Origin of the sequence: Geoglobus acetivorans, assembly GCF_039641995.1 — an archaeon.
Lineage (GTDB): Archaea > Halobacteriota > Archaeoglobi > Archaeoglobales > Archaeoglobaceae > Geoglobus > Geoglobus acetivorans.
Map to the genome: position 1 here is coordinate 942,982 of NZ_CP087714.1, position 25,182 is coordinate 968,163.

Genomic DNA, 25,182 nt, shown 5'->3' on the forward strand with positions numbered 1-25,182 from the left:
CTTTGCCAGAATAAAAAAGAGTGGGAGGTGATGAGATGGACAGGGAGCAGCTTGAAAATCTTATAAGGTTTGATTATGAGGTTGTGAATGCTGATGATACAATATCAAAAGTATTTCCACTTCTTGATAAGCTCGACCCCGACAAGGCCAGTGCGCTTGTCGTAAAGGAGGGCGATAAGATAATCGGTGTCATAAGGGAGAGGGATCTTATCCGGGGAAGTGCGATGACCAATCCACACGAAACAAAGGTGAAGAGCTTTGTCATTAGAACAGGCATAGTCAATTTTTCTGATCTGAGTGTGGAGAGGGTTGTGAGGAGATTTATCGAAGATTCCACTCCATTCGTGATCGTCCGAAAGGATGAAGATTATGGAGTGATCTATATCCACGACTTTCTGATTTCTCTGAAGGATGAACTTTCCGGTGTCAAAGTGAGGAGCGTCATGAATCCGGATGTTGTCACAATCAATGCCCACGATTCTGCCGGAAAGGCACTCTCTCTGATGAGGACCCACGGCGTTGACAGGCTTATTGTGGTTGATGACAGGCACAGGGTTGTGGGTGTTGTTACCGGCAAGGATATTGTGGACAGGATAATTGCTCCCAGAAAGAGAGCCAGAATGGGTGATGCGAAGGGAGAGAAAGATAAAACTCTGGCAATAATGGTCGAAAGCATCATGAGTTATCCACCCGTGACGTGTTTCGAAAATGATAGTGTTGCAGAAGTAATTGAACAGATGATTGAGCACAAGGTTTCGAGTGTCGTTGTTGTTGACGACGATCAGACGCCTGAAGGGATTGTAACAAAGAAGGATCTGCTTGAGAAACTGTATTCTGAGGTTAAACCGAAAGGAGAATTGAGGATAGAGCTGATTCTGAGAGGAATTGAACCCGATGAGTTTGATATGGCTACTCTTCAGAAGGATATCGAGAAATTCATGAGAAAGTTCGAGAACTTCATAAGCGATGCCGTGCTGTTCGTTTATATCAAACAGCATAAGGAGAGGTTCAGAGGATTGCCACTGATTCATGTTAGATTGAAGATGTCGAGTGACAGAGGCACGTTCTTTGCAACCGGTGAAGGATGGGGCATAGAATTCGCAATCCATGCAACACTGAAGAAACTCGAGAGAGAAATCCTCAAAGAAAAAGAACTCCTGATGGATTCAAAGATGGTAAGGAGGTTCTATGAGGAAGTATTTGAATTTTAATTCTTTTTGAGGTGAATTTTATGGAATACAGGATAGGTGAAGCTCTGGTCGGGACGGGAAATGAGGTGGCTCACATTGATCTTATGATTGGCACAAAGGATAGTCCCGTTGGTGAGGCTTTTGCAAATGCTCTGTCTCAGCTCTCAGCCGGTCACACTCCGCTGCTTGCAGTTCTGAGACCGAACCTCATAACCAAGCCACCGGCCGTAATCATACCCAAGGTTACGGTAAAGGACATGTTTCAGGCAGAACTGATATTTGGGCCAGCGCAAATGGCTGTTGCAAAGGCCATATCTGATGCGGTTGAGGAGGGAATAATTCCGAAAGAGAGAGCAGAGGATTATCTTGTAATTGTGAGCGTGTTCATTCATCCGAAGGCTAAAAACAAGGAAAAGGTGTTTTACTACAACTACAGCGCAACCAAACTCGCAATAAAGAGAGCCATGTCCAGCTTCCCCGATGTGGATACCGTGCTTTATGAAAAGGACAGAAGTTTCCACCCCTTCGCGGGAAGGAAACTTACAAAGCTCTGGGACCCACCATACCTGCAGATAGCCATCGACATTCCGGACCTGAACGAGGTGCAGAGGGTGCTCAGGTACATTCCGGACAGCGACCACATAATCTTCGAGGTTGGCACGCCATTGGCCAAGAGGCATGGTGCTGAGGTTATCCTCAAGCTGAGGGAAGAGAGACCGGACGCGTTCTTCGTCCTTGATCTCAAGACCCTTGACACCGGCAACCTCGAGGCAAGGATGGCTGTCGATGCTACAGCAAATGCCGTTGTGATCTCAGGTCTTGCCCCAATAAACACGATAAAGAAGGCGATAAATGAGGCCCAGAAGCTCGGAATCTACTGCGTTGTGGATATGCTGAACGTGGAAGACCCTGTTGGCAGACTTGACAGAATTGTTGAAGCAGGAGTGAAGCCGGATGTTGTTGAGCTTCACAGGGCAATCGATTCAGAACATGAAGAACCACCCTGGAAGTTCGCTAAGCCCATAAAAGAGAGGCACGACGTGCTTGTTGCTGTTGCGGGTGGAATAAGGCCTGAGAATGTTGAGGCTGCCATAAGCGGCGGTGCTGACATACTTGTCGTGGGCAGAGCCATAACGAGAGCGAGAGATATAGAGGGGGCGGCAAGGAGATTCCTTGCAAGCATGAAGCCCGATACAGACCAGTTCAGAGTCATGACCGACTTCTGAGGGTGTCGGGCTATGGCGACGATAATCATCAACTTCAAGGCGTACAGGGAAGGGAGTGGTGAGAGGGCTGTAGCCCTCGCAAAAGCCGTCAGAGAGGTTGCAGAGAAGGCAGACTTTTACATGGCAGTTGCGCCCAGCTTTCTTGACATCTCTGATATTCTCAGAAATGTGGAAATCGATGTGTTTGCTCAGCACACAGATGCTGTTGGTTATGGAAGCAATACCGGAAGGATTCCTCCAGAAATGCTGAAGGAGAAAGGCATCAGGGGCAGTCTGATCAACCACAGTGAGAGACGACTTAGGCTTGCGGACATAGAATTTCTTGTTTCAAGATTCAGAGAGCTTGGGCTTACGTCGGTTGTATGCACGAACAATGTGGCAACGACACAGGCTGCAGCGGCTTTTTCCCCGGATTATGTAGCAATTGAACCTCCTGAGCTGATCGGGAGTGGAATACCTGTAAGCAAAGCTGAACCTGAGGTCGTTGAAAACTCTGTCAAAGCAGCAAAGAAAATGGACTCCGAAATACGTGTACTTTGTGGTGCAGGAATAGCAACCTATGAGGACGTTGTGGCTGCTATGGATCTTGGAGCGGATGGAGTTCTGCTTGCGAGTGGCGTTGTTAAGGCAAAGGATCAGAAAAAGGCTTTGGAGGAGCTTGTAGGTCTGAGATGAAAATTCAGTAAACTTTATATTTTATCAAATTTACTTGATTTATGGGATGTGTGGAATGCAAGTTTTACGAATACGATGGCAGATACTCATGCAGATGGTTTGAGGCGAGGATTTCGAGGATTTTTCCAAGATGGGTTGATGATTTCAGGAAAGGGGAGCTGAGGTTCAAGAAGTGTGGCTATTTCAGGAGCAAAAGAGGTTAAATCTTTTATGTCTCAAACATCCGAAGCAAACAGCAGATAATGGAGCTATCTCAGTACAAATTTTTTCATGTATTCCGGCACAAAGCTTTCCGCATCAATACCGCACGCCATGCTGAATTGATAAACCATAACGTAGCCTGCAAGGTGGAACGGAGCTTCTTTTATTTCAGCGTCTCTTTCCATGCTCGCCAGGCAGGGATATGCACACTGATGCTGATGAATCTCCTTCCAGAATTCTCTCAAGTCTGATATCTCGCACCCCTGCATTCTTCTGGCGACATAGTATGCGTTACCACATGGATCACTTTTCACGATTTCCACGCTCTCAATGGTGTTACCGTCCATCTTCACCCTGAATTCTGGCTTTCCGAAACCCAGATTTGCCAGAGGTGTGTCCGAGGAGCAGAACGGTTTTGGGGCGTGAAACTCGATTCCAGCTTCATCACACCTCCTTCTCACCTGCTCCCTTAAGCCAACTGAAAGCCATGCTGGATGCTCCACCGGGACGATTATCGATTGCACATCTGCGATCCCGGGAAGCTCAGCAATTATGTCCGGATGGAGGTTTATTGCCACAAGGATATCGCATTCAACTTTGCCAACAATCTCATCGGGATTTTCTATATAAATTCCGTATGCAGCGGGTTCGTCAAATTCCCTGACAAGAGCGATCATGTCTGAAAAGCTGTAGGTCTTGCAGTGGTCGCATTCATCTATTCCACAGGCTCCAAAGTGAGGGCAACTGTCAGGATAGGCAAGGTTCGAGACAAAGCGCTTTCCGAATTCTCCAGAGTAAAGGACTCCAATTTCCATGTTATCACAACCTTTGTTTTCAGGTTTATCTGTCATTCGTTTTCAGTCGTGGTCGCATTAGCACGATGAATGGCAAACATCCCTCCATGTCCTGATATTATGTAGTCTGCCGTGGACTCAATCTTTCTGACGCTCTCCATTGCCTCTTTTTCCGAGTAAAAATCCTGATTATATCTCCAAACCTTTCCAAGCAGATAGTAACTCTCTGAAACCACTGCATCTCCAGCAATTGCGATTCTGACACTACCTATACCCACGATCTGACCCCCGAAGCCACCCTTCTCTGTATATCTCATCTTCTCAGTCTCGAGAATCAATGATGCGTGGTCTACTGTGTGTCCAGGTGTGTACATAACCCAAACGCCATCAGCTATACGCTTCCCATCCCTTGCCCCGGTAAAATCCAAGCCATGTCTTTCGACAGCCGGTTTTGATGTTACAATCTCACAGTTTTCAAACAGCCTGAGGTTTCCGTAGTGGTCTCGATGCCAGTGGGTTATGAACACAATGTCTACGTCTTCTGACTTCAAACCAAAATTTTTGAGTGCAAAGGACAGCACTTTTTCATTTTTCATGATGTTGTACTTACTTGGATTCCATTCACAGTCAAATCCAGTATCTACGAGAATTTTTGCGTCGGATTCTATTAGTGTTACAGTCGAACCCCCTCCGACACCCGAGAGTTTTTTCAACGCCGGTGCTTTTTGTGGATCTTCAAACGCTTCAACAGTCACCGTTCCCCGCTTTATGATTTTCACGGTTTTTGCAGCCATGTCTATTCTCTTCACCCGAAATACTTAAAAAACCACTTCACCGAACACGTGTTCGATGAGGGCTGTGGAATTTGCTGCTGTACTTCTGGCGATGTTGGTGCCGTTTATAGCCATAAAGAGCCACGACCTTGCAGCGTACATATACTGGACCGCCGTAGTTGCGACATACCTTGCGTACATATCCTACAGGAGGTGGGAGATTGAATAGCTTCATAGCACTTGTGCTTTTTTACGCAGTTGCTGGAACCGCCATCGCGATTTATGCAAGAAAGCACGGATTTAAAGACGATGCTGACTACTATATAGCCGGCAGGAATGTTGGCGGAATCGTTTCAGCATTAACGTATGCGGCAACAACGTATTCGGCATTCATGATGGTTGGACTCGTCGGGCTGAGCTATGCGAGTGGTGTTGGAGCTTACGGCTTTGAGATGTTCTACCTTGTTGGCACCTTAATGCTTCTTTCATATTACGCTCCGAAGATATGGAGGCTGTCGAGAGAGTATGATGCAGTGTCTCCTGCAGAACTCGTTGGAAAGAGGTTCGGTGAGAAAACTGCAATGGCAATCGCCATTGTATCTCTGATTGCTCTCATCCCGTACACCTCTTCTCAATTGATTGGCGTCTCTCTCATACTTGAAAAAATGGCCGGAATAAGCTTTTACACGGGTCTTGCCATCTCGGCGATATTGATTGCTCTCTGGGCGTTTATAGGTGGCCTTAGAGGAGTGGCATGGACCGACGCACTTCAGGGAGTGATCATGCTCCTTGCAGCTTTCCTCGCGATAGGTTATTTTTTTTCGCTCAATCCGGGATTTACAGGAGAGGTGGCAAAGCTTGGCGATCTGATGCAGGTGCCGAACAAAATCTGGACACCCCAGCTATTCATAAAGCTCACCGTTCCGTGGTTCTTCTTTGCCCTGACAAATCCACAAGTATTTCAGAGGTTGTTCATACCTAAGGACGATAGAGCTTTGAAAAGGATGGTGGTTTACTTCGGTGCCTTTGGATTGATTTACACAGTCATTGTTACGCTGATAGGCCTCAATTTGAGGGTTATGGCTGAAAATGGTATGTTCCCTCTGATAAAAGACAGAGATATGGTGATGCCTGCCCTGCTTTCAATAATGCCTGAATGGATGTCGCTCATACTAGCGCTGAGTATCCTTGCGGCAGCGATAACAACTGCAAACTCAATAATTCTGAGCCTCTCGTCAATGGTTTCGAGGGATATGTTCAGAAATCCATTTGCAGGCAGGGCATCAATTGTCGTGCTTACCATAGCTGTTGCTCTCTTTGCATCCACGAGGCCCAGCTATATTGTCGAGCTATCCGTGATGTCCTCTTCTCTGCTGCTGTCCACGCTCCCCCTTGTGATTGCTCTTGTGCACACTGAGTACAGAAGGGGAATTGAGGCACTGGTTGCAGGATTCATTGTCGCAATAGCTGCCAGCAAGGCAGGACTTTGGTATGGAGGGATTCTAACCCTGATAACTGGGTTTGCCGTGTTGATTGCTGTGAACAGGATAAATAGTGGTTAAACAATTTTTTCAACTTTTTTCAGATCGTTGAGGAATGGATACTGTCTTCTGCATTTTTCAACCTCTTCAAGGTTGATCTTTGCGAAAATAAGCTCCTGAAGCTCACCAGCTTCATTCAAAACTCTTCCGTACGGATCAATTATTGCTGAATACCCGTTGTAGTTCTTTTCAAAATCAACAGAGTTTGTTGCAAGCACATATACCTGATTCTCTATCGCCCTCGCTCTTATAATCGTTCTCCAGTGTTCTATTCTGACTGAAGGAAACTCAGCAGGAATGGCAATAATCTCTGCACCCATTTTTGTGAGTTTTCTTGCAAATTCTGGAAATCTTATCTCGTAGCACACAAGAACTCCTATTTTCCCGAAAGGCGTTTCAAAAACCTTAAGTTCCTTTCCGGGGGTGAAGTGGTCTTTTTCATGGGTGAGGGGGAACGGGAGAATTTTTCTGTATTTTCCTGTGATCTCTCCTCTGTGTATTAAGCAGACTGAATTGTAGAGCTTTCCGCCTTCCTTCTCAACCACTCCTGCTATTATCAGGATATCTTTTTTTTCTGAGAGCTTGAGAACTGTGTCCAGCTCTTCCTCTGCAGTTTTGACGTTCTCATAATTTTCTGGAAACAGTCCGGTGTTCGAAGCCTCTGGCAACACAATGATGCTGGCGTTCACCTGCACGGCCCTCTTTATAAGGCTCAGTCCCTTTGATTTGTTCGTCCTGACGTCTCTGATAATCCTCTGCTGTCCGCATGCAGCAATCAGCTCCATGGCATCACCTTTAAATGGGTCTTTGAATACCTGATTATAAATCCTTTGAATTGCGGGATATTCCTGAAGTTCTGTTTCTGAAATTTAATAAATTCGGTACTAAAGGTGTCGCTACCGGTCAATGTATTCCACTATGCTTCCCTCTTTTGTGATCTTTATTTCCTGATCGTCTCTTTCGATGCAGAACCCCCACTCCAGAAGCTGGAGATGGTATTCAAAGCCCTTTTCATCGAGATTCAGCTCTGCTCTTATTTCTTCCGGGCTTTTTCCATTGTGCAACAGTTTGAGAATTTTTCTTCTAAGTGGATGGTTTACAGCTATTTGATATCTCTTATGGAATTCCCTGCTTTTCTCGATTGAACTGCTGTATTCACTCCAGCTTTCTTTCATAGCTCTATGGGTTCGTATTCTCCGTTCTGGACTGCCAGTATCATCAGGTACAGCAGGTAGCTCAGCTTGTTGAGCCATTCCACGAGCAGATATTCCACTGCTCCATTCCTGTAAAGCGTCACAGCTCTTCTCTCAGCCCTTCTGACAGTACTTCTTGCGATGCTCAGCAGGGCTGAAATTTCATCTTTTTCGAGAATTATGAAGCTGTCGGGCATTTTGACAGCGTTCTGGAGGTAATTTATGGTATTCAGCAGGTTCTTGAGATCTCCCTCAGATATTTTAACATCCCCTCCAACACACTGTGAACCGGCTTTGAACATCATTGTCTGAACATCTGTGAGAATTTCTCTGAGCTTTTTATCTTCGATTTTGGTCTTTGCAAGCCCAATAAACGCATTTGCCTCGTCTATACTTCCAACTGCCTCTATTCTCAGGTCGTCTTTGTCCACCAGTTCGAGATTAAATAGATGGGTTTTGTTTGCCTTTTTCATCTGCATCCCAGCCTGAGGAGTTCCTCCACTATATCTTCTGCGGTGGAATGTGGGTCTATCTCGCCTTTCACGACTCTTTCTATGTGGTTCCTGAAGTCGATTCTGTCATTTCTTGCCAGGATCTGTCTGATCTCGTCCATGATCAGATCAAAAACCTCTCTGCTGAGCCTTCTGACTCTTCTTTCCACGAGTTTACCCGTGTTTTTGAGGTATTCGAAATGCTCCTCTATTGAGCTGACAAGCTCCCCAATACCTTCACCTTTGTCAGCCACCGTAACCACGACAGGTGGTATCCAGTCTTTTCCTTTTTTCATTCTCTCGAAGATTTCCCCGCTTTCCACCCTTGCCTCGTCAGCATGGCTTGTTTTGCTGAGGATGTCCACTGCCTCCTGGTCCATCATAATCATCGACTTCAGCCATTTCACGGTTTTCTCTGCACCGCCGAGGTCAGCTTTATTGACAACGTATATGTCTCCTATTTCCAGTATTCCGGCCTTGTTGATCTGGATCTCGTCTCCCATCTCTGGCATCATAACTACGATGGTCGTGTCCGCAACCTCGACGATGTCAACCTCGCTCTGTCCTGCACCGACCGTTTCGACGATTATAACGTCAAAGCCAAAAGCATCCAGGAGCCTGGTAACATCTCCTGTTTTCGCTGCAAGTCCGCCAGCCTTCCCCCTTGAACTCATGCTCCTGAAAAATACGCCCGGATCGACCCACAGATTCTTGCTGACGTCATAACCTTCCATCCTCAGCCTGTCCCCCAGCAGTGCGCCACCTGTGAATGGTGAACCGGGGTCTACAGCCACCACTCCGACTTTTTTTCCCTTTTCTCTGAATTTTTGGATTAGCTTGCTCACTGTGGTTGATTTTCCCACTCCGGGGAAGCCGGTGATACCTATGACGTGTGCGTTCCCGGTTCTGTGGTAAATTTTTTTCATTATTTCTTTGCCTTCGGGATACTCGTTTTCCACGTATGTTATGGCTCTTGCAAGCGCTCTTCTGTTGCCTTTTTCAATTCCCGTTACTATATCCTCCACGTTCATGATTATACCTTCTCTCCGGTTCTCTTCTTTTCGGGAACCCTTGCCTTGATATAATCTATTATCTTCTCTATGGGTGTTCCCGGAATGAATACCTCATCAACTCCCATCTCCTTGAGCTTGTCAATATCGTCTGCCGGAACGATTCCTCCGACGATCACGACAAGTTCGTTCAGGTCTCCGCCGAACTCTTCTATGTACTTCATGACCTTGGGTACGAGGGTCAGGTGTGCGCCGCTGTGGAGGGAGATGCCTACAACATCGACGTCCTCCTGTACGGCAGCCATCGCAACCTCTTCAGGGGTTCTGTGCAGACCGGTGTATATGACTTCAAAGCCTGCATCCCTCAGAAATCTTGCGACGACCTTTGCGCCCCTGTCGTGACCGTCCAGCCCGACCTTCGCAACAAGAACTCTAATTTTTCTGTCCAAGGTTATCACCCCCGGAAAAAATTTAGATGATTATTGGCTTCCTGTAGGTTCCGTAAACTTCTTTCAGGACCCCCATTATCTCTCCGACGGATGCGTAAGCCTTCACAGCTTCGAGAATTGGAGGCATAACGTTTTCGTTGCTCTCCGCAGCACTTCTCAGCCATTCAAGAGCTTCCCTGACCGCATCGTTGTCTCTCTCGGCCTTTATCTTCTTTAGCCTTTCAACCTGTCTTCTCTGTGCTTCCTCGTCCACCTTGAGGATCGGAATGTTGAGGTCCTCTTCGATTGCGAATTTATTAACGCCGACTATCGTCCTCCTGCCTTCCTCAACGTCTCTCTGGTATTCTGCTGCTGCTCTGCTTATCTCCTTGACGAAGAATCCGTTTTCAATTCCCGTCAGTACGCCCCTCAGCATGCTGCCTTCTCCCATCTTTCTTATCTGCTCAATGTACTTCCAGGCGAGCTTTTCCATCTTGTCTGTGAGCCATTCCACGTAGTACGATCCTGCGAGCGGGTCAATCGTGTCCGGGATTCCGCTCTCGTATGCAATGATCTGCTGGGTTCTCAGGGCAACTCTAACCGCCTCTTCACTTGGCAGAGCCCATGCCTCATCAAAGCTGTTGGTGTGCAGACTCTGCGTGCCTCCAAGCACTGCCGCCATTGCCTGGATTGTTGTTCTCACTATGTTGTTGAGTGGCTGCTGGGCGGTGAGAGAGCATCCCGCTGTTTGAGTGTGGAACTTGAGCCACCAGGATCTCGGATTCTTGGCGTCGTATTCCTCTCTCATTATTTTGGCCCACATTCTCCTTGCAGCCCTGAATTTGGCAATCTCCTCGAAGAAATTGTTGTGTGAATTGAAAAAGAAGCTGAGCTGTGGCGCGAGCCTGTCGATGTCGATCCCCCTTTCAATCGCAGCCTCAACATAGGCCATTCCATCTGCTATTGTAAATGCAAGCTCCTGAACAGCTGTTGAGCCCGCCTCTCTGATGTGGTATCCTGAAATGCTGATCAGGTTGAATTTCGGAACGTTTTCCACACCCCATTCGAATATATCTGTTATCACCTTGACTGACGGCTCTGGAGGAAGAACGAGGGTGTTCTGGGCGTGGAATTCTTTGAGCATGTCGTTTTGAATCGTTCCTCTGAGCTGCTCTCTCGGAACTCCCTGGAGGTCTCCAATTGCAACATACATTGCCAGAATTATTGCCGCTGGAGGATTTATCGTGAATGAAGTAGAAACCTTGTCAAGAGGAATACCGTCAAACAGAACTTCAAAATCCTTGAGGGTGTCGATAGCAACACCTACCTTCCCAACCTCGCCATCAGCAAGTGGATCATCGCTGTCCACACCCATCAGCGTTGGGAAATCAAAGGCTGTGCTGAGACCTGTCTGTCCTTCCCTCAAAAGCATTTTCCACCTTGCGTTGGTATCCTCTGCAGTTCCAAATCCTGAAAACTGTCTCATTGTCCACAGTCTTCCGCGGTACATTGTCGGGTATACTCCTCTCGTATATGGGTATTCGCCGGGGTAGTTGAGGTCTTTCATGTAGTCTAAGTGGGCAACATCTGTTGGGTCATAAACTCTCTTCACCTTTATACCGGAAAGAGTCTCGAACATTTCGTCTCTTTCGCCATACTTCTCGAGGTAAGGGTTCAGACAGGATTTCTCCCAGCCCTCTCGTCTTTTTTTCAACTCCTCAAGTTTTTTCTCGTCGAACATTCTGATCACCGTCCATTCAGACAGTAAAAATTTGATAAAACTGATTAGAGCTTACCTAAGAGGCCTTTGGCAACGGTATTGAGCTGAACTTCCTTTGTCCCTTCGTAGATTTCTGTAATCTTGGCATCTCTGTAGAACCTCTCGACATCGTTTTCAGCCACATATCCATATCCGCCGTGCATCTGAATTGCCTCGTCGCAAACCTGAACCGCAAGTTTTCCTGCGAGGTACTTTGCCATGCTTGTCAGCGTGGGGTCTATGCCGTTTCTGTCGTAATTCCAGGCCGCCTTGTAGATGAGAAGCCTTGTTGCTTCAAGCATGGTGCCAAGATGCGCTATTCTGTGCTGCAAAGCCTGGAAGGCTCCTATTGCCTGTCCGAACTGTTTTCTCTGTCTGACATACTCGAGTGTTTTGTCAAAAGCACCCTGAGCGATACCAAGAGCCTGTGCGGCAATCTCAATTCTGCTCTCATCGAAGAACTCAAGGACTTGGTAGAATCCCCTGTTGACCTGACCGATAACATCATCATCGCTAACTCTGACATTCTTGAAAACAACCTCTGCGGTTGGAGATGATCTGATGCCCATCTTACCATCTATCTTATTTGTCTGTAACCCCTCTGCATCTTTTCTTACAAGAAACGTACTGAAGCCCCTGTATCTGGGCTGGGCGTCCGGATCTGTGACTGCAAGCACCACGTAATAATCCGCAATGGTTCCGTTCGTTATGAACGTCTTGGATCCGTTTATCACCCACTCGTCGCCATCTTTTTCAGCCCTGGTCTTTATTGCCGTGAGATCGCTTCCCGCCTCAGGTTCCGTGTAGCATCCTGCGGTGATCGCCTTTCCTCCGGCCACCTTTGGGAGGACTTCTTCCTTCTGCGCCTCACTGCCGAACCTCATTATAACTTCAGATGAGAAGTCGGAAAGAATCAGAGCGCTCCCGATTGTGCTATCTGCTCTGCAGAATTCTTCAACTATGAGAATATTTTCGAGGATCCCAAGTCCGGCTCCACCGTACTCTTCGGGGAAATGCACACCTATAAACCCAAGCTCGCATGCTTTTTTCCATAAATCGAACGGGAATTCTTCCTTCTGGTCGTAGTATCTTCCCCTCTCAGCAGTGAACTCGTTCTGTGCGAACTCTCTCGCAGCCTTCTGAATGTCTTTCTGATCCTGAGTCAGTTCAAAATTCATTTACCAACACCTCCAGTTAATGTTAAGTTTTCGAGTCATTAAGTTTAAATTGTTTTCGTAATTTATCAGAATTAATCGACTCTGCTTCAGAAAATTTTTAATTTAAGCCTGCTAAAATAAAAATTCAATGAAAGCAGTAATTCTTTCGGGTGGAAAAGGTACCAGACTTTTTCCATTGAGCAGAGGAAAGTATCCAAAGCAATATCTCAAAATCTTTGATTCAAAGTCTCTGTTTCAGATGACTGTGGAAAGGGCAGAGTCTTTTGCTGAGGATATTGTAGTGATCACGAATGAAGATCAGAAGTTCATCGTAATGGATCAGCTTGATGAGCTTGGTTGTGAAGCTGATGTTATTGTAGAGCCGGTTTCAAAAAACACGTTTGCTGCCGTGCTTATGGCCTCGGTTGTTGCTGGTGGGGATTTTGTTGTGATGCCGTCAGACCACTTCATGAAGGGAGATTTTTCAAGGTATGTTGGCATCGCGGAAAAATACGTTCGCGATTATGTAATTACGTTTGGTGTGAAGCCCTCAAAACCTCACACCGGCTATGGATACATAAAGCCCGGAGAAAAGCATGGAGAAATCTTCAGGGTTGAGAAATTCATGGAAAAGCCCGATTACAATACTGCAAGGGAGTATATTGCCCAGGGCTATTTATGGAACAGCGGCATATTCGCCATGAGCAGCGAAGTCCTGAAAAGCGAAATAGAAAGGCTGTATCCTGGCCTGTATGAGCTGTTTGAGAGCGATGCTGAAAAGGGATATGAAAAATGCCCCGAAACAAGCTTTGATTATGCGGTGATGGAGAAAACGGATAAAGCTGGGGTTATAGAGCTTGACATCTTCTGGAACGATCTGGGAAGTTTTGACTCCATTTACGAAATTCTTGATAAGGATGGAAGTGGAAATGCTGTTAAAGGAGAGGTCTTTCAGATCGATTCAGAGAACAATCTAATAATCTCCGAAAGATTCGTATCGTCCATAGGGCTTAGAGACTATCTGGTCGTTGATACGAGGGATGCCTTATTAATATGCAAAAGAGGCGAGGCACAGAGAGTAAGGGACGTTGTGAAATATCTCAGAGAAAAGGGAGATGAGAGGGCAGATTTTCACACCACGGTTCACAGGCCCTGGGGCAGCTTCACTCTGCTTGAAAGGGGTGAGAATTACTGGATAAAGGTCATAACTGTTAAACCGGGAAGAAGGCTCAGCTTTCAGAGACACATGCACAGAAGTGAGCACTGGATTGTTGTGAGGGGTATGGCGAAGGTTATAAGAGACGGGGAAGAATACTTTTTAAGGCCTGGAGAGAGCACTTTCGTACCGGCTGGTGTGAAGCACAGACTTGAGAATCCAGGCAAAATAGAGCTTGAAATGATTGAAGTTGCGATAGGGGATTATCTGGCCGAGGATGATATTGAGAGGTTTGACGATGAATATGGAAGAAGTGGAGCTTAAATGTCCCGTTTGCAGAAAGATGCATGTGGTTGAGAAAAAGGTTGACATTATTGAGTGCAGGGGCAAAATGGTCGCTGTCGTCAGAGACAGGCATGGGTGGAGGCTGATGGAAGTCAGCACGATTTCGGAAAAGCAGGATTCTGAGCTTGACAGGCAGTGGGGATACTATGAGGGGTGAAGTGGGTAAAATTTTTGGAGAAACCTCAGCTTATGAATTCGAATTCGTGATATTCAATCCGAGAGACGTGAGAAGAGGGGATTACATCAAGGTCTGGAATGACGTCGAGGGGTGGGTTGTAGCATATGTTACAGACATCAGGGCAAAATCCGATATGAGCGGCGAGGACGTCATCAAGGGCAGAAACGTCGATTCCGAAATTTATGTGGGAAAGGCTGTGGTCATCGGAAAGAGAGAAAACGGGGTGTTGAAAGCACCGAGAACCCCGTTTGTGCCAGGGGAGAAGGTCTTTATCGCCGAGGAGGAAATAGTTTCCGAAGTTCTGGGGATGAGCAGCGATGGTGCCTATCTTGGTCTTCTTGGAGACACTTCAATAAAGGTAAAACTGGACGTGAACAGTCTCGTTCAGAAACATGTATGTATTCTCGCTAAAACTGGCAGCGGGAAGAGTTACACTGCAGGCGTTATTATTGAGGAGCTGATAGAAAAAGGAGTCCCCCTGCTCATCATTGACCCCCATGGCGAGTATGCCTCACTTAAACATCCGAATGACGTGAAAGACGAGATTGAAAAGATGGACGAGTTCGGGATTAAACCGAAAGGTTACGGCAACATAAGGATTTACGTCCCTCCAGGCTCACCTTTTGCCGACAGGGCTGATGGTATTTTCTATCTCGACGGCAGAAATCTTGAAGCGGAGGAAGTGATAGAGCTGGGCAACATAACAAGTCCCGCAGCTCAGGCTCTTCTATATCAGGTTATACGGGAGCTTGATGGGGATTACACAATAGATGACATAATCTCTAAGGTGGAGGAGATTAAGAACAGCTCTAAACCCGTTTTGCTTGGTGCGCTCATAAAAATCCAGAAATCGGGTCTGTTTTCGGATAGCCCGACACCCATGCATATCCTCCTGCAGAAGGGCAGAGCGGTAATTCTCGATATGCGCGGTGTGGATCCGTCCTATCAGGACCTGATAGTGGCGAGGGTGTGCAGCGAGCTTTTCGAAATGAGGAAGAGGGAAGAAATCCCTCCGGGAATGATTGTTCTTGAAGAGGCGCACAACTTCATTCCCGAAAGGGGTTATGGCAAGGCAGTGTCAACCCAGGTTCTGAGGACAATAGCGAGTGAGGGCAGGAAGTTCGGCCTGGGGCTGATGGTAATCAGCCAGAGACCTGCAAGGGTGGACAAGAATGTGATTAGCCAGTGCAACACCCAGATTATACTGAGGCTGACAAACCCTAACGACATCAACGCCATAAAGAAGGGTGTTGAGGGACTTACTGCCGAGATGGTAGAGGATGTTAAACGTCTCCCGCCAGGGAACGCCATTGTGGTCAGTCCGGAGCTGGAAAGACCTGTGGTCGTGAGAGTCAGAGTTAGAAAAAGCAGACATGGTCATGCTGTTGAGATATTCGAGACAAAGCCCGGCAAATCTGCGAAAAAGGGAAGAAAAACTGACTTCGGGACGAGAAAGAGTGATGGTGGTCTTTTGAAGAAAATATTTGGTGGTTGACATGCCGGATTATCTTGTTGTTCTTCAGGGTGCATGGGTTGTGAGGAAAGCAAAAAGCGTAACCGACGCCATGAACATTGCTGTTGCGGAGGCTGGAAAGAGGCTCACGCCCGATCTGGACTTTGTGGAGATCGATGTTGGGGATACCGAGTGTCCGCAGTGCAACAGCCCGCTGAAAAGTGTTTTCATGGTGGCAGGAATGGCCCTCGTTGGACTAATTTTTGAAATGAAGGTTTTCAACGCTCAGAGCGAAGAGCATGCCGCAAAGATTGCAAAATCCGAGATCGGGAAGAGACTGCAGAGGGTTCCACTGGAGGTTATAGAGGTGAGGGGGATTTGATTTAGTTGCTGCTGAGCAAAGTAATTCAAACCATTTTTTTTCTGATTGAAAAATTACAAACTACTTTTTGCTGGTCATGATGCCGAGGATATCAATAATTGGCTGAAGGTAAAGATGAAAGTTTCTGATGGAGGATACTCTGATTTCATTCAGTCAGGAAAAATCGAGAGTCCAAGATTCTCTGCATCTCTCATCAGTCCTCTGTCGTAAGTAGCTATTGCACCGTATTTTTCAGCAACTCACTCTCCCAAAATTTTGATAATCTGTTTTCTGCTTGTCTTCTTTTTGAACATAAAATAATTAAAGTGGACTCGCCGGGATTTGAACCCGGGGCCTCCGCATTGCGAATGCGGCGCTCTGCCTCTGAGCTACGAGCCCCTAAGGTTTGGTAGGGTTTCGGATTAATATATATTGCGGGTTTGATTTTGATTGTGCTGAACATCTACCGTTCCCGATAGGGGATCATGCAAAAATCTTTACGATGATCAGGCTTATTTCGAAGAACAGAACCATTGGGACACCGACCATGAGCTGGGTAAACACGTCAGGAGGTGTTATTATTGCTGCCAGCGTGAAGAAGATTATGTAGAAATGTCTCCTGTAGTATTTGAAGGTGTCTAGTCTGGCAAGCCCGTTTTTGACGGTAACGTACATGAAGAGCGGCATCTGAAATATCAACCCGAATACGGCCAGCATCATGACGACAAAGCTGATGAACTCAGAAATCGAGTACATGGCAAGTACTCCCTGACCCTGTGCACTCTCATACAGAAACTGAAGAAAGAGCGGCAGCATCAGGACGTATCCGTAGGCGACACCTGATATGAAAAGAATTGCGGCGAGGGATGCATAGATGATAACTCTTGCCCGTGTAAGTTCAATGTTTGACAGAAGTTCCGTCCTTTCCTTGAGAGTCTGATATGTCAGGTAAACTATGTAGGGCAGTGCAACCACAACACCGAGGATTATTGATATTTTCAGTCTGAGCATCATCACCTCAAGCGGAGCCTGATAAATCAGCTCGGCCCCTTCCGGGAGGAGATCCATTTTTATTTTCTCTATTATCACGTTTGAAAGTGTGGCGAAAGATATTCCCCAGACGATAGCAATGATTATGAAAATCCTCATCAGTTTCACTCTTAAATTTGCAAGAACCTCTGCGACCTCTGTTACGGTAATCTCTGATATCTGGTCTGACATCTGTCTGGCTGTTTCACTTTAGAGTATAAAAAGTGTTTGAACTGCAGTTAAAATTTAAGTATGATTAATTTCTTATCGATTATTCATGAAAGAAATTGAAGACCTTCTCTCGGAACTTGATGGTGTGGACATAGACCCGCACTCGGGAAAGCTTTTCGCCTATATATATGAGACGGGTGATGAAAGGCTGCGAGAACTGGCTCTTGAAGTTTTGAAGAGGTTTTACAACAAAAACATCCTCGACTTCACGGTGTTCAGGAGCGCAATATTCTTTGAAAGGGAAGTGATCAGCTTCTGCAAAACTCTTCTCAATGCAGATGAAAATGCGGTAGGAACGTTTACGTATGGCGGGACAGAAAGCATAATGCTTGCCGTTCTCTCGGCGAGGAATTATTTCAGAAAGAGGAATGGTGGTGGCACCCCAGAAATGGTTGTGCCGTTTACTATCCATCCCTCTTTTATCAAGTCCGCCCATTATTTTGGTCTGAAAGTCAGAATGGTTGACATCGATGAAAATTGCAAGGCAGATGTGGATGCTGTAAACTCTGCTGTAAATGAGAATACTGCCCTTATAGCTCTGTCGGCACCAAACTGGCCATACGGGACTGTTGATCCGGTCGAAGCTGTGGCTGAAATTGCTGAGGATAACAATGTGCTGCTTCATGTTGATGCCTGTCTGGGAGGGTTCATACTGCCCTTCTTTGAAAAACTTGGGGAAAAAGTGGAAAAATTCGATTTCAGAGTAGATGGAGTTACGTCGATCTCGATAGACGCACACAAGTATGGATACACGCCCAAGGGTGCCTCATCCGTAATTTTCAGAAATACTGAGCTGAAAAAGCATGCCATTTTCGTTGATACTGCAAATCCTGGCTACGTTTTTGTCAATCCGGCGGTGCTGTCTTCAAGGTCAGTGGGTCCGCTTGCATCTGCGTTTGCCGTAATGAGGTACCTTGGGAAAGATGGCTATCTGAACCTTGCCAGAAAAATCCTTTCAGCACGGGATAAAATTTACAGGGGAATGAGAGACCTCGGTTTTGAAAGCGTTGGCCCCATCGAATCTCAGGTGCTCTCCCTTTACAACGAGAGTGTCGACATTCTCGGTTTCATGGAGGGTATGAGAAAAAGAGGATGGCACTTCCATCTTCAGAAGGGTGTGGAGAAATACGGTATAAAGCCAAACATTCACCTGACAGTCTCACCCGTGCACGATGAGACAGCAGAAGATTTCGTCAGAGATGCAGGTGATGCTGTGAACGAGAGAAGTTCTATTAATGCTGAGGAGCTTTTCAAAAAGATTGCAGAAGGTAAGCTTCAGGAACTTCTGAATGAGTTCCGGGAAGGGAAGATTGATTCAAGCATGGCACCGCTTCTTCTTGAGCAGCTGGACGAAGAAATAGCGAATGAAATCGTCAAGGAGCTGGTAGTGGGATGGTATCGGTGAGAAAGACCTTACTCCTTACGGGCCTCGTGCTCATAACATTTGCCTCTCAGGCAATCTGGGTAACGTTCTCTCCGGTAACGACTTTGGTTGCCCAGAATCTCGGAGTTCCTGCAGAGTATGTTGGTTATCTGGCGGTAACCTACCCTCTCTTCTTTCTGATTCTCACGGTTCCTTCTGGAATTCTTCTTGACAGAAACTTCAGACTGTGGCTTTTGTTTGGCACGGTTATGACGTTCATCGGTGGTGCTGGAAGGCTTCTGGATCACACAAATTATTTCTGGCTCCTTCTGTGTCAGCTTTTTTCTGCAACAGGCCAGCCATTCCTTCTGAATGCGTTCGTTCCCTTCGCTTCGAGGATGTATGCTGAAAGGAGGTCTGTGGTCATATCAGTGCTGAGCCTCTCCATGTATCTCGGCACAGTTTTCTCCCTCCTGGTGGGGTATGAGTTTTACGCAGATGGCGGCTTGTTCGCCCTTATAATGCCCCCTGCTCTGCTCTCGGCTATCGGCTTTGCATTTTTCGTTTCTGGCTACAGGGTGCTTGATTCAGTCCCAGTCGACCGGCGTGCTTTCAGGTTTTCTGACGTTGTTGGAAGAAAAGACCTGTGGATAATCGGAATAATCCTCGGACTTGGAGTTGCTGCATTTGACAACCTTGCAACATGGCTCCAGCCGGCTCTCGAATCCGTGAAGCTCGGTGAGATTGCAGGAGATGCAGTTGCAGTTTCGATCGTTCTTGGTCTCGTTGGCGTGGCAGCAATTCCCGGTTTCATCTCAGCTAAAAATGCAAGAACCCGGTACATGAGAGGGGTGGTTCCGCTTATAGCCGGATTCTTTGTCATACTCGCCATTCTGCCATCGAAGCTACTGGTCTTTGTCTTTCTTGGACTTGCGGGATTGCTTATGCTTCCAGCGTATCCCCTGATAATGGACTGGATAGGTTACTTCCATGAAAAAAGAATACAGGGTAGTGCAACAGGTTTTGTCGGGCTCGTTAGCAGGGCAATATCGGTTATGCTGATGTTCATAGCTCCATACTTCATCTACAGTGCAAGGGCCTACTTCACCTTCCTGGCTTCAGTCGTAACCATTGCTTTCTTCTTTACGATGATCCTCCCAGATGACAGAAAAATGAAAAAAGATCATTCATAAACTTTTTCAAATTCTTTATACCAGTCCATCGCGTCCTTTTCGTAGTCTCTGTCCTTTGATGGTATGTCGAGCATCTTGTATGCTTCATGCTGTATCAGGAGCTTCATGATTTCGTTGCTTCCCGTCCAGATCGGGGCAAGACGCATGTCTCTGAGCATCCTTTCGACAGGGTAAACCTGGGTGTATCCAATCCCTCCGAGAATCTGCATGGCGTTGTTTATGATCTCCCATCCAAAGTCTGTTGCAATCATTTTGGCTTCGCTTACAAGTCTTCTCGGATCCATACTGCTTCTTCCAGCGTCGTATTCATCAACGGCCTTCGCCGCCGTGTAAACAAGCGCTCTGGCAGAATCAAGTTTTGCCACACTTTCAGCAACTTTGAAGCTCACACCCTGAAACTCTCTTATTTTTCTTCCAAATGCCTTTCTCTTGGCAGAATATCTCATGGCGATTTCGATACCTGCTCTTGCAAGTCCCAGAGCTCCTGCAGCGGATGTCAACCTTTCAGGAATCATCATCCTGTTGAATATCACCCTTGCGTTGTTAACCTCGCCAACCCTGTACTCATCCGGCACCTCAACATTGTTGAATGCTATTCTTGCCGTACCCATTCCCCTGAACCCCATGAGGTTGTGCAGGTCTTCGATCTCAACCCCCATGTCTCTTTCAACCAGAAAAGCAGTCATGGCCTTGTGTCCAGGGGCGTTTGGGTCTGTTCTTGCGTATATGAGGTAGAAATCAGCTACCTTTCCACCAGCTATGAATCTTTTTGCTCCGTTCAGGATCCATTTGTTGCCCTTCTTTTCGGCTCTTGTTGTCGTGCCGAAGAAATCACTGCCCCCTCTCGGCTCCGTAAGTCCTTCTGCGGCAATCTTCTTTCCCTTTATGATTGACTTGAGAAATTCCTCCTTCTGCCATTCCTGACCAAAGCGATAGATCGCTTCTCCCACAATGCTGATCATTGAATATGCACACCCAAGCCCCATTCCAAGAACGCCAACCTCCTCAACAGCGACACTTTCTGCAAGCCAGGTTAATCCTCTTCCTCCATACTCCTCCGGAAACCTCAGTCCGAGAAGGCCTTTTTTCCCCGCATCTCTTATGAAGTCGAGGGGGTAATCCACCTCATCCCTGTCCATTTTCCTGAGCAGTTCCGGATCCACAGAACTTGCAAACTCCTTTACCTCCTCTCTCAGCCTTACAATCTCCTCGTCAAGGAAAAAGTTGTTCTCCAGCAACGCTACCACCCCAGTCTGTTTTTAAGCTCAAGCTTGCTTATTTTACCTGTGCTTGTAAGGGGCATGTCCTCCACAAATACGATTTCGTCTGGAATCCACCATTTAGCTATTCTCCCCTCTTCAGCAGCCTTTTTGAGGTATTCTGTGACGGTACTTTTTTCAATTTCTTTGTAGGCTTTTATGATTGCCACTGGCCTTTCATCCCATTTTTCATCCCTTTTGCCAACAACGGCGACGAGCTCCACACCTTCAATCTCTGAAATCACGCTTTCCAGAATGCTCGTGGGGATCCACTCTCCACCGCTTTTTATGGCATCCTTGAACCTGTCGAGTATCTTTATGCCACCATCCGGCATCTCTATGCCTATATCTCCGGTGATGAACCACCCGTCTTCTGTGTAGCTTTCCTTTGTTTTCTGCTCGTCCTTGTAATATCCCATCGGAAGCCAGGGCGCCCTGAAGAGGATTTCCCCCATGTCAGAGTTTTCGAATTTCCTTATCTTAAAATCTGCAAATGGTACTGGGTGAGTGATTTCCCTCAGCATATCTTCGCTTCTGGTGTAAGATGTGTAGATCGAAATTGAGGCTGCAAGCATGTCTGTAGCTCCATATATCATTGAGAACTCTATGTTTCGTTCTTTCATCTTTTCTGCAAGCTTTTTCGTAACTGCACTCCCTCCGACAAGAGCCTTGATGCCGCCAAAGTCCTGACTGCTCTCAATGAGCATGTGTATCATCGTTGGAACGGCGTTTATCCATGTGGCCCCTTCACTCTTTATTGTCTCTACCACTGTACCCGGCTCAAATTTCCCTCCGAGAACCAGTTTCAGTCCCAGGTAAGGGGCTATGAAAACTGAACCCCATGAGACTATGTGGTACATTGGAATCTGAGGGAATATGACATCATTCCGGGTTAGCTTTGCCGGACTTTCTTGGGTTGTAAGCTGGGTGGCGATGCTCAAAGCACCATCTATGAATTTCTCGTGGCTGTATTTCACTGCCTTGGGCAGACCGGTGGTACCGCTGGTGAACATTATAACCGCATCGTCCTGCTGTTCTGTCGTATCCTGTATTTTCTCTCCCCTTCCAACCTCGTCAATGCTTATGTGTCTGCCCTCAAATTTTTTGGTGAGCAATTCGAAGTCTCTGGAAAATATCAGGGTCTTCGCATCTGATTTTTCAAGAGTGTACAGTATCTGTTCAGGAGGAAGCCTGATGTTTACGGGATAAACAATTCCACCTGCGATCGGAATGGCATACACGAGCTTCATGAATTCGAGAGTGTTCCAGTCCGCAACGGCAACAACCTCCCCTTTTTTCAAACCGAGTTCTCCCTTGAGCCAGCCAGCAAGTTTCAAAACATCTTCGAAAAGCTTCCTGTAGTTTGTTCTGCCCTCTGGGCCCACAACCTCGACATCCGAAAATAGTTTCGAGGCCCTCTCCAGCAGGTTGCCAAAAGTTCTCATGGACGTAAAGGTATACTGCCAGTATTTAACATTTGTTATAATCAATAATTTACAACCTGGAGCATACCGGGGAGACTGAAAAATTCAGCAGAATGTGAATCAGCTGGTATCCTCAAGTATCTTCTCAACGATTCTCCTGCCAATGAGTCTTTCAGCAATATTTCTCTTTTCATGGAGATCTTCAATGTTTTTTATTCCTGCATTGAGCAGTTTCCTTGCTCTTTTCCTTCCGACCCATTTCAGCTTTACAAGCTCGACGAGATCTTCTTTCACTCCATGCTTTACCCTTTCTTCGAGCCTTGCAGTTCTTGTGGTCATCGGGTTCTCCATGAACTCGAACATCCTTGTCAGTGCATGCAGGAGCCATTCGGCAGTCTCGACGATCCTTCTGACGTCTCCAGGAGCGATACCGTATTTTCCACAGATAATGTCTTCATCTCTCTCGTTTATCCAGTCGTAGAGCATGAGCGCAGTTTTGAATTCTTTAAGGAACCAGTCATATTCTGCAGAGTAGTAAGAGGGAAAATACGTAAGCTCCTCTCTGAAAAACCCGGCTTCGTCTTCTATCCAGTCGTCGCTTTTTCTGAGGTAGAGCAGCTCCATATCCGGTGTTCTGCATATCAGATGGAGGATTGCCATATCTGTGAGCTCGGAAAACCTTTTTCCGGCTTCTTTGAATATGAAGCCTGTTAATGGATCAATGTACAGCTTGGATACAAGCTTTCCAATCTCTGTTGCGACAAGACTTCCATCGGCATTTACGAAGTCCCATTTAACGAGCTGGAGAAGTATCCTCTTTATTTCCCACTTCATCGTGAACTCGTTCTGGTGTGCGAAGAACGTTGAGGAAAAGAAATTCTCGATTTCATCCTCGCTGTTTGCAATCTCTTCGGCTATAATGCTGAGAGTGTGAAACCTCAGATGGTTTTCACTTCCGAGCTTGGAGATTACCTTTTCAGGTTCTCCCATCACGAATCTCTTAATCAACTCAAGAGCCTCATTTTTCGTTTTTGATATTATCAGAGCCTCACCATGGCTGTCAAGCCCTGGTCTTCCGGCTCTTCCAGCCATCTGCTTGTATTCGCTAACATTGATAAACACGTTTCCGATTCCCGATTCGTATCTTCTTATTCCCTTGATTATGACCCTCCTTGCAGGTAGGTTCACTCCAGCAGCCAGTGTTGGCGTTGCGGTTACGACCTTTATTTTGCCTTTTTTGAAACCCTCTTCAACGATCTCTCTCTGATATCCGAGCAGACCTGCATGATGAAAAGCGGTCCCGAATCTAACGCATCTGGCAAGTTTGTTGCTCATCTCTCCATCATTTTCAAGCAGAATATCCTCGGAGAGTTCAGGATTTTCGTCTGAATATTCCCTGACAACAGGGATGAGTTTTTCCGCGAGACTTTCCGTGTATCTCCTCGTGGATTCGAATATGAGAACCTGACCGCCGTCTGAAAGGGTTTCCTTAACAAGGCTTTCAAGGCTTTTTCCGGCTTTTATCTCTGTAACTCTACCGTCGTTTATCCTCAGAACTTTTCCGGGATAAAATACTCCCTCGTAAAGAGGAACGGGCCGCCATTCGCTGGTCAGAAGTTCTGCACCAAGCCACTCTGCAATCTCATCCGCGTTGGGAATTGTTGCAGAAAGCGCGATAATTCTTGCAGAGGGGTTAATTTTTCTCAGCTTCGCGACCAGAATTTCTATAACTGCTCCCCTTCTGGCGGAATCTATGAGGTGTGCCTCGTCAATTACCAGCATGCTTATGTTTCTTATCCATCCTGCCTGGTTTCTGATGAGGGAATCCGCCTTTTCGCTCGTCGTTACAATTATGTCTGCCTCACCCAGCCAGTCGTCTTTGCTCTCGTAGTCTCCCGTGGAAACTGCAACTCTCAGTCCAATTTCCTCCCATTTTTTAAATTCCTTGAATTTCTCACTCGCGAGGGCTTTCAGCGGGACGGTGTAGAGACATTTTCCTCCTTTAATGGTCTCGTGAACCATTGCAAGCTCGGCAATCAGGGTTTTGCCGCTTGCAGTTGGTATGGCTATGACAAAGTTCCTGTCTGAGAAAATGCCCTTCTCGACGGCCTCCTTCTGTGGAGGGTACAGTTCGTTTATTCCCCTTTTCCTCAACACATCGACTCCGAACTTCGAGATGAATGGTTCAAGCTCTCCGACGTCCATTTTCCAGCTGTTCGTTTTTTCATTTTATAGCAGTTTCGCAAAACTTTTTTAAAAATGTTAGATTAGGACTGGACATGAACAAAACCCTCTTATCCTCTGCCCTCATAGTTGCCGGTCTGGCTCTCATAGCGTACGGAATTCTGCCGAATTCAGGTTCATTTGATGAAAGTGAATGGTACAGTCTTGGAAAAGCTCTGGAACTTGCTAAAAAAGAGAACAAAATGGTGTTTGTTTTTGTAAGCTCCGATACCTGCGTTTACTGCGAAAAAATGAAAGTTGAGGTTTTCAGCGATAAGCAGTTGATGGATAAACTCAAATCCAAATACATTCCCGCACTTGTTAATGCTGAAAAGGACGTTGAGGATGTAAGGCGTATTGCAAAGCTTTTTGGAGGGGATTTCGGCTATCCAGCGTTTGTTATCTTCTCTCCTGATGGTGTTCCTGTCAATGGCTGGTCAGGATTTGTAACCAAAGAGGAGCTTGAGAAAATTCTTGACATCTGAAAAATTTTTATTTCATCGTTGCCTGATTTTATCTGGCATTTCCG

25 protein-coding genes and 1 tRNA gene are annotated in these 25,182 nt (G+C 46.4%); 12 read left to right on the plus strand and 14 right to left on the minus strand.

From position 1 onward, the window contains the following. Positions 1–35 precede the first annotated feature (35 nt). From LPQ35_RS05580 to LPQ35_RS05595, 4 genes are read left to right on the plus strand one after another with little or no spacing between them, the layout of a single operon-like run. Positions 36–1,211 carry a CBS domain-containing protein gene (locus LPQ35_RS05580; RefSeq protein WP_193807686.1) on the plus strand — a complete coding sequence of 392 codons (1,176 nt, stop codon included), beginning with the start codon at positions 36–38 and terminating at the stop codon, positions 1,209–1,211. 20 nt (positions 1,212–1,231) lie between these two features. Further along, entirely contained in the window at positions 1,232–2,416 is a 1,185-nt protein-coding gene (locus tag LPQ35_RS05585; RefSeq protein ID WP_193807687.1) for a bifunctional 5,6,7,8-tetrahydromethanopterin hydro-lyase/3-hexulose-6-phosphate synthase, read from the plus strand. Between the two features lie 12 nt (positions 2,417–2,428). Continuing rightward, positions 2,429–3,091, plus strand: a complete 663-nt coding sequence (tpiA, locus tag LPQ35_RS05590) for a triose-phosphate isomerase (RefSeq protein WP_193807688.1) — start codon at positions 2,429–2,431, stop codon at positions 3,089–3,091. Positions 3,092–3,132: 41 nt separating this feature from the next. Further along, positions 3,133–3,294, plus strand: coding sequence for a hypothetical protein (locus tag LPQ35_RS05595; RefSeq protein WP_193807689.1), 162 nt, complete (start codon positions 3,133–3,135; stop codon positions 3,292–3,294). 45 nt (positions 3,295–3,339) lie between these two features. Here the strand turns inward: LPQ35_RS05595 and LPQ35_RS05600 are convergent, their stop codons facing one another. Both LPQ35_RS05600 and LPQ35_RS05605 read right to left on the minus strand, forming a co-directional pair. Beyond that, on the minus strand, positions 3,340–4,107 hold the full coding sequence (locus tag LPQ35_RS05600; protein WP_193807690.1) for a DUF166 family protein: 768 nt from the start codon (positions 4,105–4,107) through the stop codon (positions 3,340–3,342). Between the two features lie 32 nt (positions 4,108–4,139). Then, complete coding sequence (locus LPQ35_RS05605) at positions 4,140–4,880, minus strand: MBL fold metallo-hydrolase (RefSeq protein WP_193807882.1); 741 nt, start codon at positions 4,878–4,880, stop codon at positions 4,140–4,142. 200 nt (positions 4,881–5,080) lie between these two features. On the opposite strand from LPQ35_RS05605, the gene LPQ35_RS05610 reads away from it, so the two are divergent. Continuing rightward, complete coding sequence (locus LPQ35_RS05610; RefSeq protein ID WP_193807691.1) at positions 5,081–6,421, plus strand: sodium:solute symporter family transporter; 1,341 nt, start codon at positions 5,081–5,083, stop codon at positions 6,419–6,421. Here the strand turns inward: LPQ35_RS05610 and LPQ35_RS05615 are convergent. From LPQ35_RS05615 to LPQ35_RS05645, 7 genes are all read right to left on the minus strand, one after another. Continuing rightward, positions 6,418–7,185 carry a nitrilase-related carbon-nitrogen hydrolase gene (locus LPQ35_RS05615; protein WP_193807692.1) on the minus strand — a complete coding sequence of 256 codons (768 nt, stop codon included), beginning with the start codon at positions 7,183–7,185 and terminating at the stop codon, positions 6,418–6,420. The two genes, LPQ35_RS05610 and LPQ35_RS05615, sit on opposite strands and share 4 nt — an antisense overlap. Positions 7,186–7,296: 111 nt before the next feature. After that, positions 7,297–7,575: a helix-turn-helix domain-containing protein gene (locus LPQ35_RS05620; RefSeq protein WP_193807693.1), complete on the minus strand. Its 279-nt coding sequence runs from the start codon at positions 7,573–7,575 to the stop codon at positions 7,297–7,299. Next, a complete protein-coding gene (locus LPQ35_RS05625; RefSeq protein ID WP_193807694.1) occupies positions 7,572–8,066 on the minus strand; it encodes an ATP:cob(I)alamin adenosyltransferase in 495 nt (164 codons plus the stop codon). Before LPQ35_RS05625 ends, LPQ35_RS05620 begins: the two co-directional genes overlap by 4 nt. Then, a complete protein-coding gene (gene meaB / locus LPQ35_RS05630; protein WP_193807695.1) occupies positions 8,063–9,115 on the minus strand; it encodes a methylmalonyl Co-A mutase-associated GTPase MeaB in 1,053 nt (350 codons plus the stop codon). The genes LPQ35_RS05625 and meaB overlap by 4 nt, the downstream gene beginning before the upstream one ends. Before the next feature lie 2 nt (positions 9,116–9,117). After that, entirely contained in the window at positions 9,118–9,543 is a 426-nt protein-coding gene (locus LPQ35_RS05635) for a cobalamin-dependent protein (RefSeq protein WP_193807696.1), read from the minus strand. Positions 9,544–9,565: 22 nt separating this feature from the next. Further along, entirely contained in the window at positions 9,566–11,263 is a 1,698-nt protein-coding gene (locus LPQ35_RS05640) for a methylmalonyl-CoA mutase family protein (RefSeq protein ID WP_193807697.1), read from the minus strand. Positions 11,264–11,307: 44 nt separating this feature from the next. After that, a complete protein-coding gene (locus LPQ35_RS05645; RefSeq protein ID WP_193807698.1) occupies positions 11,308–12,459 on the minus strand; it encodes an acyl-CoA dehydrogenase family protein in 1,152 nt (383 codons plus the stop codon). Between the two features lie 127 nt (positions 12,460–12,586). On the opposite strand from LPQ35_RS05645, the gene LPQ35_RS05650 reads away from it, so the two are divergent. From LPQ35_RS05650 to LPQ35_RS05665, 4 genes are read left to right on the plus strand one after another with little or no spacing between them, the layout of a single operon-like run. After that, a complete protein-coding gene (locus LPQ35_RS05650) occupies positions 12,587–13,918 on the plus strand; it encodes a mannose-1-phosphate guanylyltransferase/mannose-6-phosphate isomerase (RefSeq protein ID WP_193807699.1) in 1,332 nt (443 codons plus the stop codon). Beyond that, the gene (locus tag LPQ35_RS05655; RefSeq protein WP_346297577.1) at positions 13,893–14,096 is read left to right on the plus strand and encodes a hypothetical protein; all 204 of its coding nucleotides are present in this window, start codon (positions 13,893–13,895) and stop codon (positions 14,094–14,096) included. Before LPQ35_RS05650 ends, LPQ35_RS05655 begins: the two co-directional genes overlap by 26 nt. Continuing rightward, a complete protein-coding gene (locus LPQ35_RS05660) occupies positions 14,086–15,612 on the plus strand; it encodes a helicase HerA domain-containing protein (protein ID WP_193807700.1) in 1,527 nt (508 codons plus the stop codon). The genes LPQ35_RS05655 and LPQ35_RS05660 overlap by 11 nt, the downstream gene beginning before the upstream one ends. 1 nt (position 15,613) lies before the next feature. Then, positions 15,614–15,952, plus strand: coding sequence for a DUF555 domain-containing protein (locus tag LPQ35_RS05665; RefSeq protein ID WP_193807701.1), 339 nt, complete (start codon positions 15,614–15,616; stop codon positions 15,950–15,952). A 306-nt stretch (positions 15,953–16,258) separates the two neighbouring features. On the opposite strand, the gene LPQ35_RS05670 is transcribed toward LPQ35_RS05665, so the two are convergent. Both LPQ35_RS05670 and tatC read right to left on the minus strand, forming a co-directional pair. After that, positions 16,259–16,330 (minus strand) — tRNA-Ala (locus LPQ35_RS05670). An 84-nt stretch (positions 16,331–16,414) separates the two neighbouring features. Beyond that, positions 16,415–17,152 carry a twin-arginine translocase subunit TatC gene (gene tatC / locus LPQ35_RS05675; protein WP_203218999.1) on the minus strand — a complete coding sequence of 246 codons (738 nt, stop codon included), beginning with the start codon at positions 17,150–17,152 and terminating at the stop codon, positions 16,415–16,417. Between the two features lie 85 nt (positions 17,153–17,237). Between tatC and LPQ35_RS05680 the strand changes: the two genes are divergently transcribed. Both LPQ35_RS05680 and LPQ35_RS05685 read left to right on the plus strand, forming a co-directional pair. Beyond that, a complete protein-coding gene (locus tag LPQ35_RS05680) occupies positions 17,238–18,596 on the plus strand; it encodes an aminotransferase class V-fold PLP-dependent enzyme (RefSeq protein ID WP_193807702.1) in 1,359 nt (452 codons plus the stop codon). Beyond that, positions 18,584–19,747, plus strand: coding sequence for an MFS transporter (locus LPQ35_RS05685; protein ID WP_193807703.1), 1,164 nt, complete (start codon positions 18,584–18,586; stop codon positions 19,745–19,747). Before LPQ35_RS05680 ends, LPQ35_RS05685 begins: the two co-directional genes overlap by 13 nt. Here LPQ35_RS05685 and LPQ35_RS05690 read toward each other — a convergent pair. The 3 genes from LPQ35_RS05690 to LPQ35_RS05700 form a co-directional block, all read right to left on the minus strand. Next, on the minus strand, positions 19,738–20,985 hold the full coding sequence (locus LPQ35_RS05690) for an acyl-CoA dehydrogenase family protein (RefSeq protein ID WP_193807704.1): 1,248 nt from the start codon (positions 20,983–20,985) through the stop codon (positions 19,738–19,740). The two genes, LPQ35_RS05685 and LPQ35_RS05690, sit on opposite strands and share 10 nt — an antisense overlap. 2 nt (positions 20,986–20,987) lie before the next feature. Then, complete coding sequence (locus LPQ35_RS05695) at positions 20,988–22,451, minus strand: AMP-binding protein (RefSeq protein WP_193807705.1); 1,464 nt, start codon at positions 22,449–22,451, stop codon at positions 20,988–20,990. Between the two features lie 99 nt (positions 22,452–22,550). Next, the gene (locus tag LPQ35_RS05700) at positions 22,551–24,635 is read right to left on the minus strand and encodes a DEAD/DEAH box helicase (RefSeq protein WP_193807706.1); all 2,085 of its coding nucleotides are present in this window, start codon (positions 24,633–24,635) and stop codon (positions 22,551–22,553) included. A 74-nt stretch (positions 24,636–24,709) separates the two neighbouring features. Between LPQ35_RS05700 and LPQ35_RS05705 the strand changes: the two genes are divergently transcribed. Beyond that, on the plus strand, positions 24,710–25,138 hold the full coding sequence (locus LPQ35_RS05705) for a thioredoxin fold domain-containing protein (protein ID WP_193807707.1): 429 nt from the start codon (positions 24,710–24,712) through the stop codon (positions 25,136–25,138). Positions 25,139–25,182 lie beyond the last annotated feature (44 nt).

Excerpts from the sequence above, each read along its gene's own strand:
- LPQ35_RS05580 (WP_193807686.1), top strand. The coding sequence starts at position 36 with ATGGACAGGGAGCAGCTTGAAAATCTTATAAGGTTTGATTATGAGGTT.
- LPQ35_RS05585 (WP_193807687.1), top strand. The coding sequence starts at position 1,232 with ATGGAATACAGGATAGGTGAAGCTCTGGTCGGGACGGGAAATGAGGTG.
- tpiA (WP_193807688.1), top strand. The coding sequence starts at position 2,429 with ATGGCGACGATAATCATCAACTTCAAGGCGTACAGGGAAGGGAGTGGT.
- LPQ35_RS05595 (WP_193807689.1), top strand. The coding sequence starts at position 3,133 with ATGGGATGTGTGGAATGCAAGTTTTACGAATACGATGGCAGATACTCA.
- LPQ35_RS05600 (WP_193807690.1), bottom strand. The coding sequence starts at position 4,107 with ATGGAAATTGGAGTCCTTTACTCTGGAGAATTCGGAAAGCGCTTTGTC.
- LPQ35_RS05605 (WP_193807882.1), bottom strand. The coding sequence starts at position 4,880 with ATGGCTGCAAAAACCGTGAAAATCATAAAGCGGGGAACGGTGACTGTT.
- LPQ35_RS05615 (WP_193807692.1), bottom strand. The coding sequence starts at position 7,185 with ATGGAGCTGATTGCTGCATGCGGACAGCAGAGGATTATCAGAGACGTC.
- LPQ35_RS05620 (WP_193807693.1), bottom strand. The coding sequence starts at position 7,575 with ATGAAAGAAAGCTGGAGTGAATACAGCAGTTCAATCGAGAAAAGCAGG.
- LPQ35_RS05625 (WP_193807694.1), bottom strand. The coding sequence starts at position 8,066 with ATGAAAAAGGCAAACAAAACCCATCTATTTAATCTCGAACTGGTGGAC.
- meaB (WP_193807695.1), bottom strand. The coding sequence starts at position 9,115 with ATGAACGTGGAGGATATAGTAACGGGAATTGAAAAAGGCAACAGAAGA.
- LPQ35_RS05640 (WP_193807697.1), bottom strand. The coding sequence starts at position 11,263 with ATGTTCGACGAGAAAAAACTTGAGGAGTTGAAAAAAAGACGAGAGGGC.
- LPQ35_RS05645 (WP_193807698.1), bottom strand. The coding sequence starts at position 12,459 with ATGAATTTTGAACTGACTCAGGATCAGAAAGACATTCAGAAGGCTGCG.
- LPQ35_RS05650 (WP_193807699.1), top strand. The coding sequence starts at position 12,587 with ATGAAAGCAGTAATTCTTTCGGGTGGAAAAGGTACCAGACTTTTTCCA.
- LPQ35_RS05655 (WP_346297577.1), top strand. The coding sequence starts at position 13,893 with ATGAATATGGAAGAAGTGGAGCTTAAATGTCCCGTTTGCAGAAAGATG.
- LPQ35_RS05660 (WP_193807700.1), top strand. The coding sequence starts at position 14,086 with ATGAGGGGTGAAGTGGGTAAAATTTTTGGAGAAACCTCAGCTTATGAA.
- LPQ35_RS05665 (WP_193807701.1), top strand. The coding sequence starts at position 15,614 with ATGCCGGATTATCTTGTTGTTCTTCAGGGTGCATGGGTTGTGAGGAAA.
- tatC (WP_203218999.1), bottom strand. The coding sequence starts at position 17,152 with ATGTCAGACCAGATATCAGAGATTACCGTAACAGAGGTCGCAGAGGTT.
- LPQ35_RS05680 (WP_193807702.1), top strand. The coding sequence starts at position 17,238 with ATGAAAGAAATTGAAGACCTTCTCTCGGAACTTGATGGTGTGGACATA.
- LPQ35_RS05685 (WP_193807703.1), top strand. The coding sequence starts at position 18,584 with ATGGTATCGGTGAGAAAGACCTTACTCCTTACGGGCCTCGTGCTCATA.
- LPQ35_RS05695 (WP_193807705.1), bottom strand. The coding sequence starts at position 22,451 with ATGAGAACTTTTGGCAACCTGCTGGAGAGGGCCTCGAAACTATTTTCG.
- LPQ35_RS05700 (WP_193807706.1), bottom strand. The coding sequence starts at position 24,635 with ATGGACGTCGGAGAGCTTGAACCATTCATCTCGAAGTTCGGAGTCGAT.
- LPQ35_RS05705 (WP_193807707.1), top strand. The coding sequence starts at position 24,710 with ATGAACAAAACCCTCTTATCCTCTGCCCTCATAGTTGCCGGTCTGGCT.